The organism is Kineosporia succinea (genome assembly GCF_030811555.1).
Taxonomy (GTDB): domain Bacteria; phylum Actinomycetota; class Actinomycetes; order Actinomycetales; family Kineosporiaceae; genus Kineosporia; species Kineosporia succinea.
Genome location: NZ_JAUSQZ010000001.1, coordinates 5078539 through 5094384, shown reverse-complemented (window position 1 = coordinate 5094384; position 15846 = coordinate 5078539). Strand labels below are relative to the sequence as shown.

Here is a 15846-nt window from a genome sequence, read left to right as displayed (position 1 = left end):
TCCGTCACTCGCCTTTCAGTCAGTACGTGAGGACGAGTCGGTCGTCGTCGCGGTCGGGTGTGCTGTCGCTGTGGTCGTCTTCGTGAGCGTGCTCGTCATGGCCCGGCCCGGAACGCACGAGGCGGCACATCAGGCGTACCCAGACCACCGCGAGCACGCCGTAGACGATGGTGAAACCGGCGATGGAGATGATCACCTCGGTCGCCGTGACCCCGGGGCTGACGCCCTGCTCGGTGCGGAACAGGCCGAAGGCGAGCCAGGGCTGACGGGCGGTCTCGGTGAAGATCCAGCCGATGGCGTTGGCGGCGAGCGGCATCAGGCCGACGGTGACCGGGACGAGAACCGCGAAGGGCCGGATGCGCGCGTGGCTCAGGACCGCCGGCAGGTCGCGGTCCTTGTGGGTGACGAACAGGTAGAGCGCGGCGAGCACGGCGGCGGTCATGCCGACGCCGATCATCAGGCGGAACGACCAGAAGGCGACCGGCACCCAGGGGACGTAGTTGGCCTCGCCGTACTGCTGCGTGTACTGCGCCTGCAGGTCGTTGATGCCCTGCACGGTGCCGTGGAAGTCGTGGGTGGCCAGGAACGAGAGCAGGCCGGGGATGTCGATCTTGATCGACGGCTCGGCCTCGCCCGGCCCGGCGTAGGAGAACAGGGAGAACGGCGCGCCGGTGGTGGTGCTGTAGAGCGCTTCGGCGGCGGCCATCTTCATCGGCTGGACCTCGGTGATGACGACGCCGAGGCGGTCACCGCTGATGGCGACGAGGGCGCCACCGATGACGACCACCCAGGCCCCGACCCGTCCCAGGGCGCGCACCGCGGCGCGGTCGGCTCCGGGACGGCGCAGCTGGTTCCAGATCGAGATGGCCAGCAGCAGGGCGCCGCCGGTCATCAGGGCACCGGAGGCGGCGTGCGGGTAGGCGGCCAGGTTGAGCTTGTTGAACAGCAGCGTGCCGAAGTTCTCCAGCTCGGCCCGCCCCGTCTCGGGGTTGATCGAGTAGCCGATCGGGTTCTGCATGAACGAGTTGGCCGAGAGGATGATGAACGCCGACAGCTGGGTGCCGATGGCGACGATCCAGATCGTGGCCAGGTGCAGGCCCTTGGGCAGCTTGTCCCAGCCGAAGAACCACAGGCCGAGGAAGGTGGCCTCGAGGAAGAAGGCGAGCATGCCCTCGATCGCCAGCGTGGGGCCGAACACGTCGCCGTAGAAGCGGGCGAAGCTGCTCCAGGCCAGGCCGAACTGGAACTCCTGCACCAGGCCGGTGACCACACCGACGGCGAAGGTGATGAGCAGGAGCTGGCCGCACAGCACGGTCGCCCGCTTCAGGTGGTCCTTGCGGGTGCGCAGCCAGGCGGTGTGGAAGAGGGCCGTCAGCAGCGACAGGCTCATCGACAGCGGCACGAACAGGTAGTGGTAGACGGTCGTCACCGCGAACTGGAGCCGCGCGAGATCTGTGACGTCCATGGCCTTGAGCCCTCCTGGATCGGGACGATGAACCCTACGACTCATCTACGACACAGTGTAGTACGACGGATTGTCGTACTACACGGGCTCGTACCTTCGGGCGGTCGAAGGTAGAATCCGGTGCGTGAGCCTGGGTCATCTCGAACGCGACGTCATGGACTGCCTGTGGGCGTCACCGGCACCGATGACGGTGCGCGACGTGCACGCCTCCCTGGGCGAGCAGCGCGAGGTGGCCTACACCACGGTCATGACGGTGCTCCAGCGTCTGGCCAAGAAGGGCCTCGCGAGCCAGACCCGTGACGGCAAGGCCCACCTGTACTCCGCCGCCGAGTCGCGCGAGCAGATGGCGGCCGAGCTGATGATGGACGCGCTGGGAGACGTCGGTGGCGCGCAGGCCCGCCAGGCGGCCCTGCTGCACTTCGTCGGCCGGATGTCCCCCCGGGAGACGGAACTCCTCAAGGCTGCGCTCAGCGGATCGCCGGAACGCGCTCCGTGACCACCCGATGAGCGCACCGGCCTGGCTCTGGCTGCTCGCGATCACGCTGGTGTGGCCGGTTCCGGCCGTGCTGGCCCGGGCCCGGCTGCTGCTCACCGTGCCGCGGGCCGCCGTGGTGCTGTGGCAGGCCGTGGCCGTCGCCGCGCTGCTGGCCACGTTCGGTGCGGCCCTGGCCACGATCCAGGCGCTCGTCTTCAACCTCTTCCTGCCCCGCGACGGCGAGCGCGCCCGGATCCCGGACCAGCTCGACGCGACCGGCGTGCTGCACCTCGGCATCGCCGGCCTGCTGCTCGTTCTCACCGTGGTCGCCCTGGTCAAGCTCAACTACGTGGGCATCCAGGTGGCCCGCCGCCTGCGGCGTCACCGCAGCCGGCACCGTGACCTCATCGACCTGCTCTCCAGTTCCCGCCGGGTGGACGCGTCGGGCCCCTCCGAGGAAGACGTGCGGGTGCTGCGGGCGGGCGAGATCGCCTACGCCTACTGCCTTCCCGGCCGCGACGCCCGCGTCGTGATCAGCGACGCGGCCCTGCGTGACCTCAGCGCCGAGCAGGTGGCGGCCGTGATCGAGCACGAGCGGGCGCACCTGCGGGCCCGGCACGACCTGCTGCTGGAGTTCTTCACCGTGCTCTACGAGGCGGCCGGGCGCCGGGCCGGCACCCAGGCCGCGCTGGAACAGTCCGCGGTCCTGGTGGAACTCCTGGCCGACGACGCCGCCCGCCGCCTGTACGGTCCCCAGCCCCTGATCGCCGCCCTGGCCACGATGGGCGGAACCACCACACTGGAGAGCCCGGGCTCCTCCTTCTCCACGCTCCCCCACGACGACGCCGCCGCGAACGAGGTCACCGGCCTCGGCGTGCTCCCCCGCCTGCGCCGCCTGGTCGACGCCCCGGTCTCGGTCGCCCCGCCCGGCCTGGCCGCCGCCGTCTACGCCGGCGCCGTGGCCCTCATCGCCGTCCCCACCCTGGCCGTCGCCCTCCCCTGGCTGACCAGCACCTGGGACGCCGTCCGCTAGGACCTGTCCCACCAGTCGCCGCCGTGTGCTGCGGCGACGCCCGGGGCGTCGGCCGGGCGGGTCCCGACGGCATCGGAGGTGCCCGCAGCGGGCATGGCCGGATGAAACAGGGCCTGGTGCGACATCAGTTGCCCACCGGCCCGAGTCACGGCAGCCCAAGTCACGGCGGCAGCCCGAGCCAGGGCAGCCCGAGCCAGGGCAGCCCGAGTCACGACGGCCCGAAACACGACGGCCCGAAACACGACGGCCCGAGTCACGACGGCCCGAGTCACGGCAGCCCGGATCACGGCGGCCCGAGTCAGGAGGGTCCGGGCGCTACGCACCGTGTTTCCCGATTGCGGCCCCCAAATCCGAATAACACTCAGCCGTACGAGTTCGGGAAATCCCGGAAAAACCGTGTTCGGAGTTTGACCGAGGGTTAACCCGAGGCATTACCGATACCCCCTCGGGTCACACCGGCATCAGATGTCGCACCCATATGGCATCGGCGGGATCCGGAAATTCCGCGACCACCGAAATCGGTCCCGGATAATCCCGCAATTAAGTCGTGAATTCTCAACCGGATTGAACTCAGTCATCGCCCGAAACACCAGGTTATCCAAGGCGACACCTTTCCCGCAGGACACTGACGGTGACCCGGACAGCTCCCAGAATCGCGTTCTGTCAACGAATTCCGTCATTTCCCTGTTCACCGGCGCGAAGGCCTGGTTAAGTACATCCAGCCGCGACTCTGCGTTGACTAATCGGCACTGCCAGATTGCAACCGACAGACAGCTCGACCACCAGCAACCGCATTCTTGACCGCGCAGGAACTGACCCACCGGGTCACCCGGAGCCTGACCTGAGAACCAGCGAGAAACCAGCCACGGAGGAACCGTTGACAGCGGTCCAGCACGAGCCGGCCCAACTCGGCTCCGGTCGCCCGGATTCACCGGCGGGCGACTCCGCCACCACTGCCCGGACCTTTCCGGAGCCCCGCCACCGATCGCCCGACCCGCGGCGTCCCACCACCGGCGGCGGCACGATCGGCCGCCGCGTCGCCCGCATCCTGGCTCTGCCCGCGGTGGTGATCCTGCTGCTCCTGGGCCTGCTCTCGGCCCAGCAGATCGGCAGCTACCGCGACTCCTCCTCCACCTCGGACGCGGTCACGCTGTCCCTCGAGGTGCAGAAGCTGGTCAGCGCCCTGCAGACCGAGCGCGGCGTGACCGCGGCCGTGCAGGGCGGCAACGGCAGCTTCACCCCCGAGCTGGCCCCGGCCCGGTCCGAGGTCGACTCCCAGCGCCGTGTGGTGCAGGAGCTCGTCGACGAGGGCGACGACGCGCAGGCCCGGGTCGACGCGGCCCTGGCCCAGCTCGACGGCCTGACCGCGATCCGCGCCTCCACCGACTCCCTGAAGAGCGGCGACGAGGTCCAGAACGCCGAGCGCACGGCCACTTTCGAGTACTACACCGAGCGCGTCGCGGCCCTGGCCGACGTCGACCTGGGGCTGGGCAACAGCGGCGACACCGAGCTGCGACGCGGGCTGACGGCCTTCCGGTCGCTGCAGCACGCGATCGAGGGCATGTCGCAGGAGCGCGCGTTCCTGGGCGGCGTGTACTCGGCCGGCGGGTTCAGCGACGACGAGTTCGTGCGCCTGGCCGACATGCGCGCCGAGTACCAGTACTCGCTCGACCAGTTCGACGAGTACGCCACCGCCGAGCAGAAGACGTCGCTGGCCTTCATCTTCTCCACCGGCGCGGCCCAGGTCGTGCAGTCGTTCGAGCAGACCGCCCTGGAGGCCGGCGACGGGCGGCACCTGAACGTGAACCCGCAGAGCTGGTGGTCGGGCATGGGCACCCTGCTCGACGACGCCAACCAGCTCGAGCAGCACGTCGGCTCGCAGATCCAGCTGCGCGCGCACGACCTGCAGACCGCCGCCGCCCGGCGCATCGGGCTGCTCGTGGTCGCCGTGGTGATCTGCTTCGCCGGGTCGGTGTACCTCTCGACCCTGGCCGCCCTCTCGATCTCGCGCCCGCTGGCCTCACTCGCCGCCGAGGCCGACGAGCTGGCCTCGCACCGCCTGCCCGAGGCCGTGCGCCGCGCCCAGAACGCCGCGCCGGACTCACCCCCGCAGCGCCCCGAGCCGGTGCGCGTGCCCGACCGGGCGACCGACGAGATCCGTTCCGTGGCTCTCGCTCTCGACCACCTCCAGGGTGCCGCCTACGAACTCGCGACGGAACAGGCGGTGCAGCGGCGCGACACGGTGGAGTCGCTGGCCAACCTGGGCCGGCGCAACCAGAACCTGATCCGCCGCCAGCTCGGCTTCATCACGTCGCTGGAACGCGAGGAGGTCGACCCGAACGCCCTGGCCAACCTCTTCGAGCTCGACCACCTGGCCACCCGCATGCGGCGCAACGCCTCCAGCCTGCTCGTGCTGGTCGACGCGTCCAGCCCCCGTACCTGGTCGCAGGCCGTGCCGGTCTCCGACGTGATCCGGGCCGCCGTCTCCGAGGTCGAGGAGTACCGCCGCGTCGCGCTGCGCCGGGTGGACGAGGCCAACGTGGTGGGCAGCGCGATCGGCTCGGTCGCGCACCTGCTGTCCGAGCTGATCGAGAACGGCCTGACCTTCAGCCCGCCCGACAGCGAGGTCGAGGTGCAGGGCCGGCGGGTGGCCGACGGCTACCTGATCGCGGTCACCGACCAGGGCGTCGGCATGAGCCCCGAGGAACTGCGCCTGGCCAACAGCCGGCTGCGCGGCGAGGGCGACTTCATCGCCGCCCCGACCCGCTTCCTCGGTCACTTCGTGGTCGGAAAGCTGGCGCGCGACACCGGTGTCCGCGTCGAGCTGCTCCCCTCGCCGGTCACCGGGGTCACGGCCCGGGTCGTGCTGCCGGCGTCCCTGCTGGCCGCGTCGTTGTCGGTCGAGGTGCAGTCGCTGCGCGAGAGCACGCCCGCCCCGCTCTACGACCAGTCCGCCCCGCTGCTCGCCCTGCCCCGCCTCGACCGGCACGACCGCCTCGACGACCTCGAGACCCCGCTGGTGCCCGACGACCCGGGCGAGCTCGTCGACGCGGCGACCGGCCTGCCGGTGATCGAGCCACTCATCGAGACCGGCGGCGACCCGGGTTCCGGCCCCGCCGCCACCCCGGCGAGTGACCCCGCGAACGAGACCACCACGTCCGCAGGCCTCGGCCGCACCGCCGACCTGCCCGCCCCCGAGCACATCGCGGGCACCCCCCGCTGGGCGAAGCCCGGTGACCTGGTGGCTCACCAGTTCGAGCAGAGGACGCACGAGGCACCTCACGACGGTGACGTCACCGAGGACGGGCGACCCGACTTCATCGACCTGCGCACCCCCGCCGCCGGGCTCGACCTGCCCGCGGCCCGCTTCGCCCCGGGTATCCCCTCGGCCCCGGTCCCGGTGATCCCGGGAGCCCCCGGCGCACCGGGGAACCCGAGCATGCCGGGCACCACCGACGCACGTCCGCCGGGCTCGCTGCGACCCGCCCAGGCGCGCACGCCGTCCACCCGCCGCAACGCCCCCGGGAGCCACCCCGACGGCTACCCGGACCTGCACCCCCACGCCCCGGGCCGCACGCAGAGCCCACCCACCGGCGGTGTCCCGATCGTCCGGGGCCCCGGGCGCACCACCCCGGCCGCGGGCGTCCGCACCCCGGAACGCCGGCCCGTCGCACCCGGCGGTCCCGGCGGTCCGGGCGCCCCCGCCGTCACCGAGAACGGCCTGCGCAAGCGGGTTCCGCGTAACCAGCGCCAGAGCGAGGGCGGCCCGCCGCGCCGCGTCATCGACCTCGACGCGGCGGCGGCCCGGAGCCGGCAGGTCGCCGACTCCCCCGCCGATGTGAGTGCCCGTCTGACCGCTCTGCGCGCAGGGATGCGCCGTGGGCAGGCCGGTCAGAGTTCGACGGTCACGAGTGCCTCCCACCGCCCGACAGAGGAGTCCTAAGAGGATGAGCGTCCACACCCATACCGACCGGCACCAGTTCGGCTGGCTGCTGGGCAATTTCGTGCACCAGACCGACGGCGTGCGCGAGGCGGTGGCCGTCTCCTCCGACGGTCTGCTGATCGCCAGCTCCGACGGCCTGACCCGCACCGAGGCCGACCACCTGGCCGCGATCGTCTCCAGCCTCTCGAGCCTGGGACGCTCCGCCGCCCGGCGGTACGACTTCGACGGGCTCAAGCTGGTGATGATCGAGATGAACCGCGGGTTCCTGCTGGTGTCGGCGATCGCGGGCGGCAGCTGCCTCGGCGTGGTCGCCGAGGGTGACTGCGACCTGGGCCTGATCGGTTACGAGATCGCCTCGCTGGCCGAGCGGTTCGGCCCGCTGCTGACGCCGTCGCTGATCTCCGAGTCCCGGCAGCACCTGCCGCAATGACCCCCGCCGACCCCGATCCGTTCGATCCGTCCGCTGCCGAGGACATGGTCATCCGGCCGTTCCTGCTCACCGGCGGCCGCACCCGCCCGGTGCAGGACGGCCTGCGGGTGGAGACCCTGATCCACGCCCGGGAGGCGGTCAGTTCCGCGGGCCTGCGGTTCGAGCACCGGCAGATCGTGCAGCTGTGCCGGGAACCCACCTCGCTGGCGGAGATCTCGGCGGCCCTGAAGGTGCCGTTCGGGGTCGCCCGGGTGCTGGTGTCCGACCTGGTGGCCGACGGATCGGTGGTCGTCACCCAACGCGAAGAGCTGTCGATACAGCTGATCGAGAGGATCCGGGATCGTGTCCGCGCTCTATGACCGGCCCGTCACCACCGTGGCGCCGATCTCCGTCAAGATCGTCATCAGTGGCGGTTTCGGGGTCGGCAAGACCACGTTCGTCAGCTCGATCTCGGAGATCGAGCCGCTGCTGACCGAGGCCGACATGACCGACGAGTCGGTCGGCATCGACAACCGCGACCCGGTGCCCGGCAAGGTCACCACCACGGTCGCGCTCGACTTCGGCCGGATCAGCCTGGACGACGCGCTGCGCCTGTACCTGTTCGGCACGCCCGGCCAGGACCGCTACGCGTTCCTCTGGGACGACCTGGTCGAGGGGGCGCTCGGCGCGGTGGTCCTGCTCGACACCAACCGCATCGAGGACTGCTTCCCGGCCATCGACTACTTCGAGGAGCACCGCGTCCCGTTCCTGGTGGCGGTCAACTACTTCCCGGGCACGCCGCAGTTCGAGCTCGAGGAGGTACGGGAGGCCCTGGGCGTCGACGGGCTGGTTCCGCTCGTGCTGTGCGACGCGCGGCGGCGGGAGTCGGTCAAGGGCGTGCTGGTGGCCCTGACCGAAGAGGTGCTCGCCCGGCGACTGGCCGAGCAGGCCGCCGCCTACTGAGGCGAGCCACCGCGCGTCCCCCATTTCCGTTCTGATCAAAGGCAAGAGGAGAGACCGTGACCACCCGCTCCCGACTGATCGCCCTCACCGCCGGGGCCGGACTGGCCCTGACGGTGCTGACCGGGTGCGGGGGCCCGGCCCCCGCGGTGGTCGCGGCGCCCGGCGTCCAGCCGAAGGACTGCGGCACGGTCACTCTCGCCGAGAACCCCTGGGTCGGGTACTCGGCCAACCTCGCCGTGATCAGCTACCTCGCCCGCACCGAGCTGGGCTGCGAGGTGAAGGTGGTGTCGGAGGCCGAGGACGCGTCGTGGCAGCACCTGGCCGACGGCAGCGTCGACGCGATCCTGGAGAACTGGGGTCACGACGACCTGAAGAAGAAGTACATCGACAACGAGAAGGTCGCCGTCGAGGCCGGGCTGACCGGGAACAAGGGTGTGATCGGCTGGTTCGTGCCGCCGTGGATGGCCGAGGAGTACCCGGACATCACCAACTGGCAGAACCTGAACCAGTACGCCGACCTCTTCGACGGCACGTTCCTCGACGGCGACCCCACCTATGTCACGAACGACAAGGCGCTCATCGAGAACCTCGGGCTCGACCTCACCGTGGCCTACACCGGCAGCGAGGAGAAGCTGATCGCCGCCTTCGAGAAGGCGCAGGAGAAGCGGAAGCCGATGATCGGCTACTTCTACTCGCCGCAGTGGCTGCTCTCCGAGATCGACCTGGTGCACATCAAGCTGCCCGCCTACACGCCCGGCTGCGACGCCGACCCGGACACCGTGCGCTGCGACTACCAGTCCTACGACCTCGACAAGATCCAGAACCGGGACTTCGCCTATTCGGGCAGCCCGGCCGCGGAACTGATCCAGCGGTTCCGGTGGGGCAACGATGATCAGAACCAGGTCGCGAGGGATCTGAACGCCGGTCTGGCCCCCGACGACGCCGCCCGGAAGTGGCTGGACGCGAACCAGGCCACGTGGCGCTCATGGCTGCCGGGAGCCGTGTCCGCTTCGTGACAGTGTGTGGATGATCGATACTCCGTTCGTATCGCGTTCACCTGGTGACGTTGCGCCGCTTTTTCCTATGAATTCCCTCTGACCTGCAAAGACGTAGCTGTGAACCCGCGTGTGGCTTCTCACATGCCGTGCACCGGATGTCAGCGATCGGCTGACCGGCGTGTCGCTCCATGAGTAGGGTGGCGGCACGCTCGCGGATGCCGGGCCACGTGTTGAGATGCCTGTCCATGGTCGAGCGAAGGCAGAGAGGTCCACCCGCGACATGCCACACCCGAGCGCGCCGGATCCGGACGGCCGGCCCCGCAGCCGAAGAGAGCTGCGCGAGCTGGAGCGTCGCCGGGCGGCTGCCGATCACGCCGCGGAGTCCGGCGCTGATGCCCCCTCGGCGTCCGCCGGTGCCGCGCCGGCGGATCGCCGGACCGCTTACCAGTCGTCGGGTCGCACGGCCGTTTCCACCGTCGACGAGGTGTGGGTGCAGGAGCGCCCCGGTCAGGTGGGGCAGCTCGGTCAGGCCGGTCAGCCGGGTCTGGGACATCGCCGCGCCGAGAACGGTGACCCGTGGTCGCCGCCGCGCCCGTCGCCGATTCCCCCGGTGTCACAGCCTTCCCGGGTCGAGCCGGGCCTTTTCAGCCCATCCGCCGAGACCCCGGTGTCGATCCCGATCCCGCTCGAGGCGTCCGGCCCCTCGTCGTCCCCTTCCCCCGAACGCCCGGACGGACGCTGGGACGGCCCCCTTCCCGGGTCCCGTCCCGCGGCCGCACCGCTGCGTGACGGCTCCGCGCCCCAGAAGCGTGACAGCAGCGGGCCGTACACCCCGGTCCCGCCGAGTTCCCTGCTGAGTGGCCCCTCTTCACCGTCGCGCAGCGGCTCGCTCCCGGCGTCCCGGGGCGACGCCCCCGACGCCCGGCGTCGCGAGCCCGCGTCCGGTGACCTTCCGGGCAGCCGGAACACCGCGTCCCCGGCGGGTTTCGGCCCGTCACGCGGCCGGCGGCCGATGCTGCCCGACAACGACGGCCCCCTTCCGGGCGACCGCGTTCCGGGCGACCGCGTTCCGGGCGACCGCGTTCCGGGCGACCGCGTTCCGGGCGACCGCGTTCCGGGCGACCGCGTTCCGGGCGACCGGGTTCCGGGCGACCGGGTTCCGGGCGACCGGGTTCCGGGCGACCGGGTTCCGGGCGACCGGGTTCCGGGCGATCGGGTTCCGGGCGATCGTTCCGAAGACCCCACTGCTTGGGGACGTTCCGGTCACCCGCTGCCCCACGAGGACTCCCCGGTCTCCCGGGTTTCCGGACGGGACGACGCACGCCCCCACGGCTGGGACGCCGAAGGTTCCGCCTCGGCCCCCCGCGGCCACGAGGCGCCGGGCAGCCGTCGCAACGGCCGACCCAGCCCGTTCGGTCCCGAGCCCGCCGGCCCGCCGGCGCGTGACGCCCGCAACGCCCCGGGCCGCAGCCTGCTGCCCCCCGACGTGCGGGAGACCGGGAACCCGGGCGCCGCGAACCGTCGCGGTGACGCGTGGGCACCTCTCGCCCCCGGCGACCAGGCCCCGCAAGCCCTCGCCCCCGACCCGGCCGAGGGTCGGTCCCGCGACGCCGAGCGCTCGCCATTCGACACCCGCCGCCCCGACGAGGCACTCTCCGACCGGGCCGAGACCTCCGGCCGGGCCGAGCCCTCCGGCCGGGCCGAGACCTCCGGCCGGGCCGAGATCTGGGGCCGGGCCGAGACCTCCGGCCGGTCGCGGTCCCGCGGTCCCTCCCCCTTCGGTCCCGGCGACCAGCGGCCCGCCCGCGACCAGGGGAACCGGGCCTTCGCGACCGACCCGGCCGAAAGCACGCCCCGCCGCGACGACGAACGTTCGCCGTTCGGCGACCGGCGTACCGAGGGCGCACGCGACAGCGATCGTTCTCCGTTCCCGGCCGACGCCCGACCCCAGAACCGCCGGCCCCAGAACCGCCGACCCCACGCCCCCGGGCCGGCCGACGACACTCCGCCGCGCGGCCTGGCCGGCCGTGCGCCTCGGCCCGCACCCGCCGGGAACTCGCCGGCATCAGGTCTTTCGCGGCGCGGTGCGACGTCTGCCGCCGCGAGCCAGGACGCACCTCCCCACAACTGGCCTGAACGCGCCGGCCAGGCCGAGGGTTCCGGCTCCCGTCTCCGCGGACGCCGCGAGCGGGGTCAGCGGACGCCTGCCCCCGGCAGCCCACTCGGCGCCGCAACCTCCGGCACCCGCGACGAGTTCGCCGGGCCGGACGAGTTCGACGGTCCCGAGGGCCCCTCGGCGCCGCACGGTCTGCTGGGACGCGACCACGACGTCCTCCCTTCCGACGCACCGCCCTCCGGACGCAAGCGGGACGCCCGCATGCCCGGATTCGGTTCCGGCTCACCGGTTCAGGGACGCCCCGGGCCCCAGCCACCGCTCACCGACCTGGGCGAGGAGCGCGGCGGCACCGGGCGCGCCGGCCGGGACGGGCGCCGGGACTCCCGCATGCCCGGATTCGGCTCGGACTCCCCCGTCCGCAGCAACCACCCCGGCGCCGGAAACCACGGCTCGAACCGGGGCGTCGGCCCACGCCCTGCGCGCGGCTCGGCTCCGCAGGGCCTGCGCCCGCAGAAGAAGACGTGGCGCGACTGGCGTCCCAACCAGATCGTCCTGCGCCGCGGTCAGGTGGTCACGCTCGGCGTGATCACCGCGTTGGTCATCCTGATCGCGGTGGCCGGCGTCTACAAGAACGGCGCGACCCAGGACGAGTCGGCCCGCAGCAGCGCGGCCACCACGGACGCCGCGCCGACGACGGCGGCGACGCGCGCGTCCCTCGACGGACGGCTGGGGGTGTTCAGCGGCACCAGCCCGGACTCGACGGAGGAGTTCGAGAAGTGGCTCGGCCGCGACATGACCTTCGCGACGCTCTTCGCCGACCGCGAGACCTGGGACGACATCGCCAGCCCGGGTTCGTACCTGACGCCCTGGAAGAACAGCGGCTACCGGGTCGTGATGGCCGTGCCGATGATCCCCAACGAGCTCAACGCCACCAAGGAGACCTCGATGCGGGCCGGTGCCCGCGGCGAGTTCAACGAGTACTTCGTGACGCTGGCCGAGCACCTGGTGGAGAACAAGCAGGACAAGGCCATTCTGCGGGTCGGGTGGGAGTTCAACCTGAAGTCGTGGCCGTGGGGCATCGACGACGAGGACACCTACATCGCGTTCTACCGGCAGATCGTGAAGTCCATGCGCTCGGTGGAGGGCCAGCACTTCGAGTTCGACTGGAACCCGAACAACGGCTACAACCCCTACGACGGCAAGGACTACTACCCGGGCGACAAGTACGTCGACTACGTCGGGGTGGACGCCTACGACCTCCACAGCGGGCTGTACCCCTACCCCAAGGGCTGCAACCAGGCCTGCAAGGAAGACCGGCAGAACCGCGCCTGGCACGAGGTCATCTTCGGCGGCGACCGGGGGCTGATGTTCTGGACCGACTTCGCCAAGCAGCACGACAAGCCGGTCTCGCTGCCGGAGTGGGGCATGTGGGACCTGTACGCCGACTCCTCCGGCGGCAAGGACAACCCCCAGTTCGTCGAGTACATGTACGACTTCATCACCTGGGCGCCGAACAACGTGGCCTACGCGAACTACTTCAACGTGAACTCGCCGCTCGGTGAGCACAGCCTGACGGAGTCGTTCCCCAAGGGCGGCAAGAAGTTCAGGGAACTCTTCGGCGACAGCAAGTAGATCTTCAAATCACCCAGAGTCACCGTCGGCCGGGGCACTGTCCCCGGCCGGCCGGATTTTGGGAGAATCTTTGCGTTATTTAATAATCACAGCGAGCTATTTGAGGCTTGAACTGGACGGATGCCCGAATGGGCAGCCCGCACCACGGGGCGTAACGGTGCATGTTAAATCCGCATGATGTTAGGCACTTCAGGTGACTGTTGATCACGAACCGGTCTGAGCTGCGTAAACACCAGGTGGGCGACCTCACCCAGGGTGTCCGGACATGTAGCACACAAGGTGCCGATGCCTATGGTCCGGGTCACACTTCGCTGATCACATTTTGATTACTCCCCGAATGGACGTAGTGTCGCCGTCGGCTCTTCACCCGAAGGGCCGGGTGGCCGTCCTGCCGAGGTCCGTCGGCGGCTGCTCAAAGATCCAGACGGACGCCGGGGAACCACCTAGGCGCCGGACAGCCGGTCCGGTCGCCGCGGGGCGAAGCCGAGCTCGAGAGAGCCGGCCGGGCAACTTCCGCCCGAGCCCGTCAGCTCACCTGGTAGGCGAGGGAAGGACACCACCTCTTTGGAGAAATCGCGTGTTCGAAGATCGGTCGTGCCGCTCAGCGCAGTCTTCACCGGCGCCGCGCTGACGCTCACGGGAGGCATCCCGGCTCTGGCGGCCGACGGTTCCACCGGCAGCGACGAAGCGAAGACCGGAGCCGCGGCCCTCAAGACCGCCACCGTCAAGGTGAGCGACACGGAGACGGCCCGCATCACGCGCAAGGCCACCGCGAAGGCCACTGCGCGACTCACCAAGAAGGTCAAGGCGACCGCCAAGGTCACGGCGTGGAGCACTCGCACCGCCAAGGCCACGCGCACGGTCACCGTCACCACCAGCGCCACCGACTACAACACCGCGGTGGCCAAGGCCAAGGCCGCGGCCAAGAAGAAGGCGCACGAGCGGGCCCGTTCCGCCGCGATCGCCGAGGCCAAGAAGCAGGCCGTCAAGAACTCCCGGGCCAAGGCGAAGCACCGCGCCCAGGACAAGGCCGAGCGCCTGGTCCGGGTCAAGTTCGGTGCCGAGGTCGTCTCCGACGCCGCCAAGCTCAAGGGCACGCCGTACGTCTACGGCGCCACCGGCCCGCGCGCCTTCGACTGCTCCGGCTACGTCGGTTACGTGCTGCGCCAGAACGGCGTCACGCACCTCAACCGCACGTCGTCCGGTCTGGTGAAGAACACCAAGAAGGTCTCGAAGCACGCGAAGAAGAAGGGCGACCTGGTCTTCTTCTCGAGCGGCAGCGGCGTCTACCACGTCGGCATCTACGCCGGCGGCGGCAAGATCTGGCACGCGCCCAAGCCGGGCAGCTCGGTGAAGAAGGAAACCATCTGGACCTCGAGCTACTCGGTCGGCCGGGTCAAGGTCTAGTCCGGTCCAGGTCCCACCAGCACCGCGGGTCCAGACACTGGGCCCGGCCCGCCACCCCTCCGGCGGGCAGAGAAGGCCGGGAGCTCGTGTGCTCCCGGCCTTCTCGCGTTTTGACCCCATAACGCGCCGAACGCCTCATCCGCACCTATGGTGATCAAAGTCCCCTGATCCCCTGGCCGAGGAGGCTTTCCGTGGCACGACGACGCGCTCTCATCGCGGGCGGAGGCCTCGGCGGCCTGACCGCGGCCCTCGCCCTGCACCGGCGCGGATGGGACGTCTGCGTGTTCGAGCAGGCCGTCACCCTGGAACCGGTCGGGGCCGGCATCAGCCTGTGGCCCAACGCTCTGCGATCCCTCGACCGACTCGGCATCGGTGACGCGGTGCGTGAGGTCGGACGCCGTCCCGGCCCGGGCGGGATGCGGCGGCCCGACGGCAGCTGGGTGCTCCACACCGACCTGTCCGCCATCGTCGAGGAGCGTTTCGGCGACCCGGTGGTGCTGGTGCACCGCGCCGAGCTGGCGAACGTGATCGTGCAGGCCCTGCCGTTCGGGGTGGTGCAGGCGGACACCCGGGTCACCGGCGTGCGGGCCGGCGACGAGCACACCCCGGCCACGCTGCTCACCGAGCACGGTGAGAGCGACGCCGACCTGATCGTGGCCGCCGACGGGCTGCGCTCGGTGCTGCGGGGCGAGCTGTTCCCCGGGCACGCCGACGCGCACGCGGTGGGATACACGGCCTGGCGCATGGTGGTTCCCGACCCGGGTGGTCTGGCCGAGGAGGACACCGGCTTCGAGACCTGGGGCCCGGACGGACGCCGGTTCGCCGTGATGCCGCTGAAGGACCGCAGTCTGTACTGCTACGCCACGGCCACCGACGGGCACGAGGCCGGGGTCGAGGGCCTGCGGCAGATGTTCGGCGACTGGCACGAGCCGATCCCGGCGATCCTCGGCGCGCTGGTCGAGGAGCAGATCATGCGGCACCCGGTCGAGGAGCTGAACCCGGGTCCGCCCGCGTACCACCGGGGCCGGGTCGCCCTGATCGGTGACGCCGCCCACGCGATGACGCCCGACCTGGGTCAGGGAGGCGGGATGGCGATCGAGGACGCGGTGGTGCTCGCGTCGCTCGTGGGCGACGGTCGCGTGGGTGAGGAGTTCGTGAGCGTGCCGATCCCGCCCGCGCTCGAGGAGTTCACGGCCGCGCGCAGGGAACGCGCCGAGGGCGTGGCGAAGAAGTCGCGGCAGCTGGGGCGGCTCAGCGCGTCGGCGCCCTACCCGGCGCAGGTGCTGGCGGCGAAGGTGCTCGACTCGCTGCCGGGCAAGCCGATCGTCAGCGGGGTGCAGTCGATCGTGGAGTGGGAGCCGCCGGAGGTGCCGGAGGCCGACCCGCGCCCGGGTATCTAGGCGCG

General features: G+C 71.0%; 11 protein-coding genes and 1 riboswitch. Of the genes, 10 read left to right on the top strand and 1 reads right to left on the bottom strand.

What is annotated here, in order from left to right; genetic code table 11:
* Positions 1-19 precede the first annotated feature (19 nt).
* Entirely contained in the window at positions 20-1465 is a 1446-nt protein-coding gene (locus tag J2S57_RS22120; RefSeq protein ID WP_307246073.1) for a cytochrome ubiquinol oxidase subunit I, read from the bottom strand.
* A gap of 124 nt (positions 1466-1589) precedes the next feature.
* On the opposite strand from J2S57_RS22120, the gene J2S57_RS22115 reads away from it, so the two are divergent.
* The 10 genes from J2S57_RS22115 to J2S57_RS22070 all read left to right on the top strand — a co-directional run bounded on the left by J2S57_RS22115 (position 1590) and on the right by J2S57_RS22070 (position 15841).
* Positions 1590-1961, top strand: a complete 372-nt coding sequence (locus J2S57_RS22115; protein WP_307246071.1) for a BlaI/MecI/CopY family transcriptional regulator — start codon at positions 1590-1592, stop codon at positions 1959-1961.
* A 7-nt stretch (positions 1962-1968) separates the two neighbouring features.
* Positions 1969-2973, top strand: coding sequence for a M56 family metallopeptidase (locus tag J2S57_RS22110; RefSeq protein ID WP_307246069.1), 1005 nt, complete (start codon positions 1969-1971; stop codon positions 2971-2973).
* A gap of 877 nt (positions 2974-3850) precedes the next feature.
* Positions 3851-6916, top strand: a complete 3066-nt coding sequence (locus tag J2S57_RS22105; protein WP_307246067.1) for a sensor histidine kinase — start codon at positions 3851-3853, stop codon at positions 6914-6916.
* Positions 6917-6920: 4 nt separating this feature from the next.
* Positions 6921-7346, top strand: a complete 426-nt coding sequence (locus J2S57_RS22100; protein ID WP_307246065.1) for a roadblock/LC7 domain-containing protein — start codon at positions 6921-6923, stop codon at positions 7344-7346.
* The gene (locus J2S57_RS22095; protein WP_307246063.1) at positions 7343-7705 is read left to right on the top strand and encodes a DUF742 domain-containing protein; all 363 of its coding nucleotides are present in this window, start codon (positions 7343-7345) and stop codon (positions 7703-7705) included. Before J2S57_RS22100 ends, J2S57_RS22095 begins: the two co-directional genes overlap by 4 nt.
* On the top strand, positions 7689-8288 hold the full coding sequence (locus J2S57_RS22090; protein ID WP_307246061.1) for a GTP-binding protein: 600 nt from the start codon (positions 7689-7691) through the stop codon (positions 8286-8288). Before J2S57_RS22095 ends, J2S57_RS22090 begins: the two co-directional genes overlap by 17 nt.
* A 56-nt stretch (positions 8289-8344) precedes the next feature.
* A complete protein-coding gene (locus J2S57_RS22085) occupies positions 8345-9304 on the top strand; it encodes a glycine betaine ABC transporter substrate-binding protein (protein WP_307246058.1) in 960 nt (319 codons plus the stop codon).
* Positions 9305-9566: 262 nt separating this feature from the next.
* Positions 9567-13034 (top strand): glycosyl hydrolase, encoded by a 3468-nt coding sequence (locus J2S57_RS22080; RefSeq protein ID WP_307246056.1) that lies wholly within the window; start codon positions 9567-9569, stop codon positions 13032-13034.
* A gap of 408 nt (positions 13035-13442) precedes the next feature.
* A riboswitch (cyclic di-AMP (ydaO/yuaA leader) is annotated at positions 13443-13588 on the top strand.
* Between the two features lie 40 nt (positions 13589-13628).
* Positions 13629-14441 (top strand): C40 family peptidase, encoded by an 813-nt coding sequence (locus tag J2S57_RS22075; RefSeq protein WP_307246054.1) that lies wholly within the window; start codon positions 13629-13631, stop codon positions 14439-14441.
* Between the two features lie 191 nt (positions 14442-14632).
* On the top strand, positions 14633-15841 hold the full coding sequence (locus tag J2S57_RS22070) for an FAD-dependent monooxygenase (RefSeq protein WP_307246052.1): 1209 nt from the start codon (positions 14633-14635) through the stop codon (positions 15839-15841).
* Positions 15842-15846: the final 5 nt, after the last annotated feature.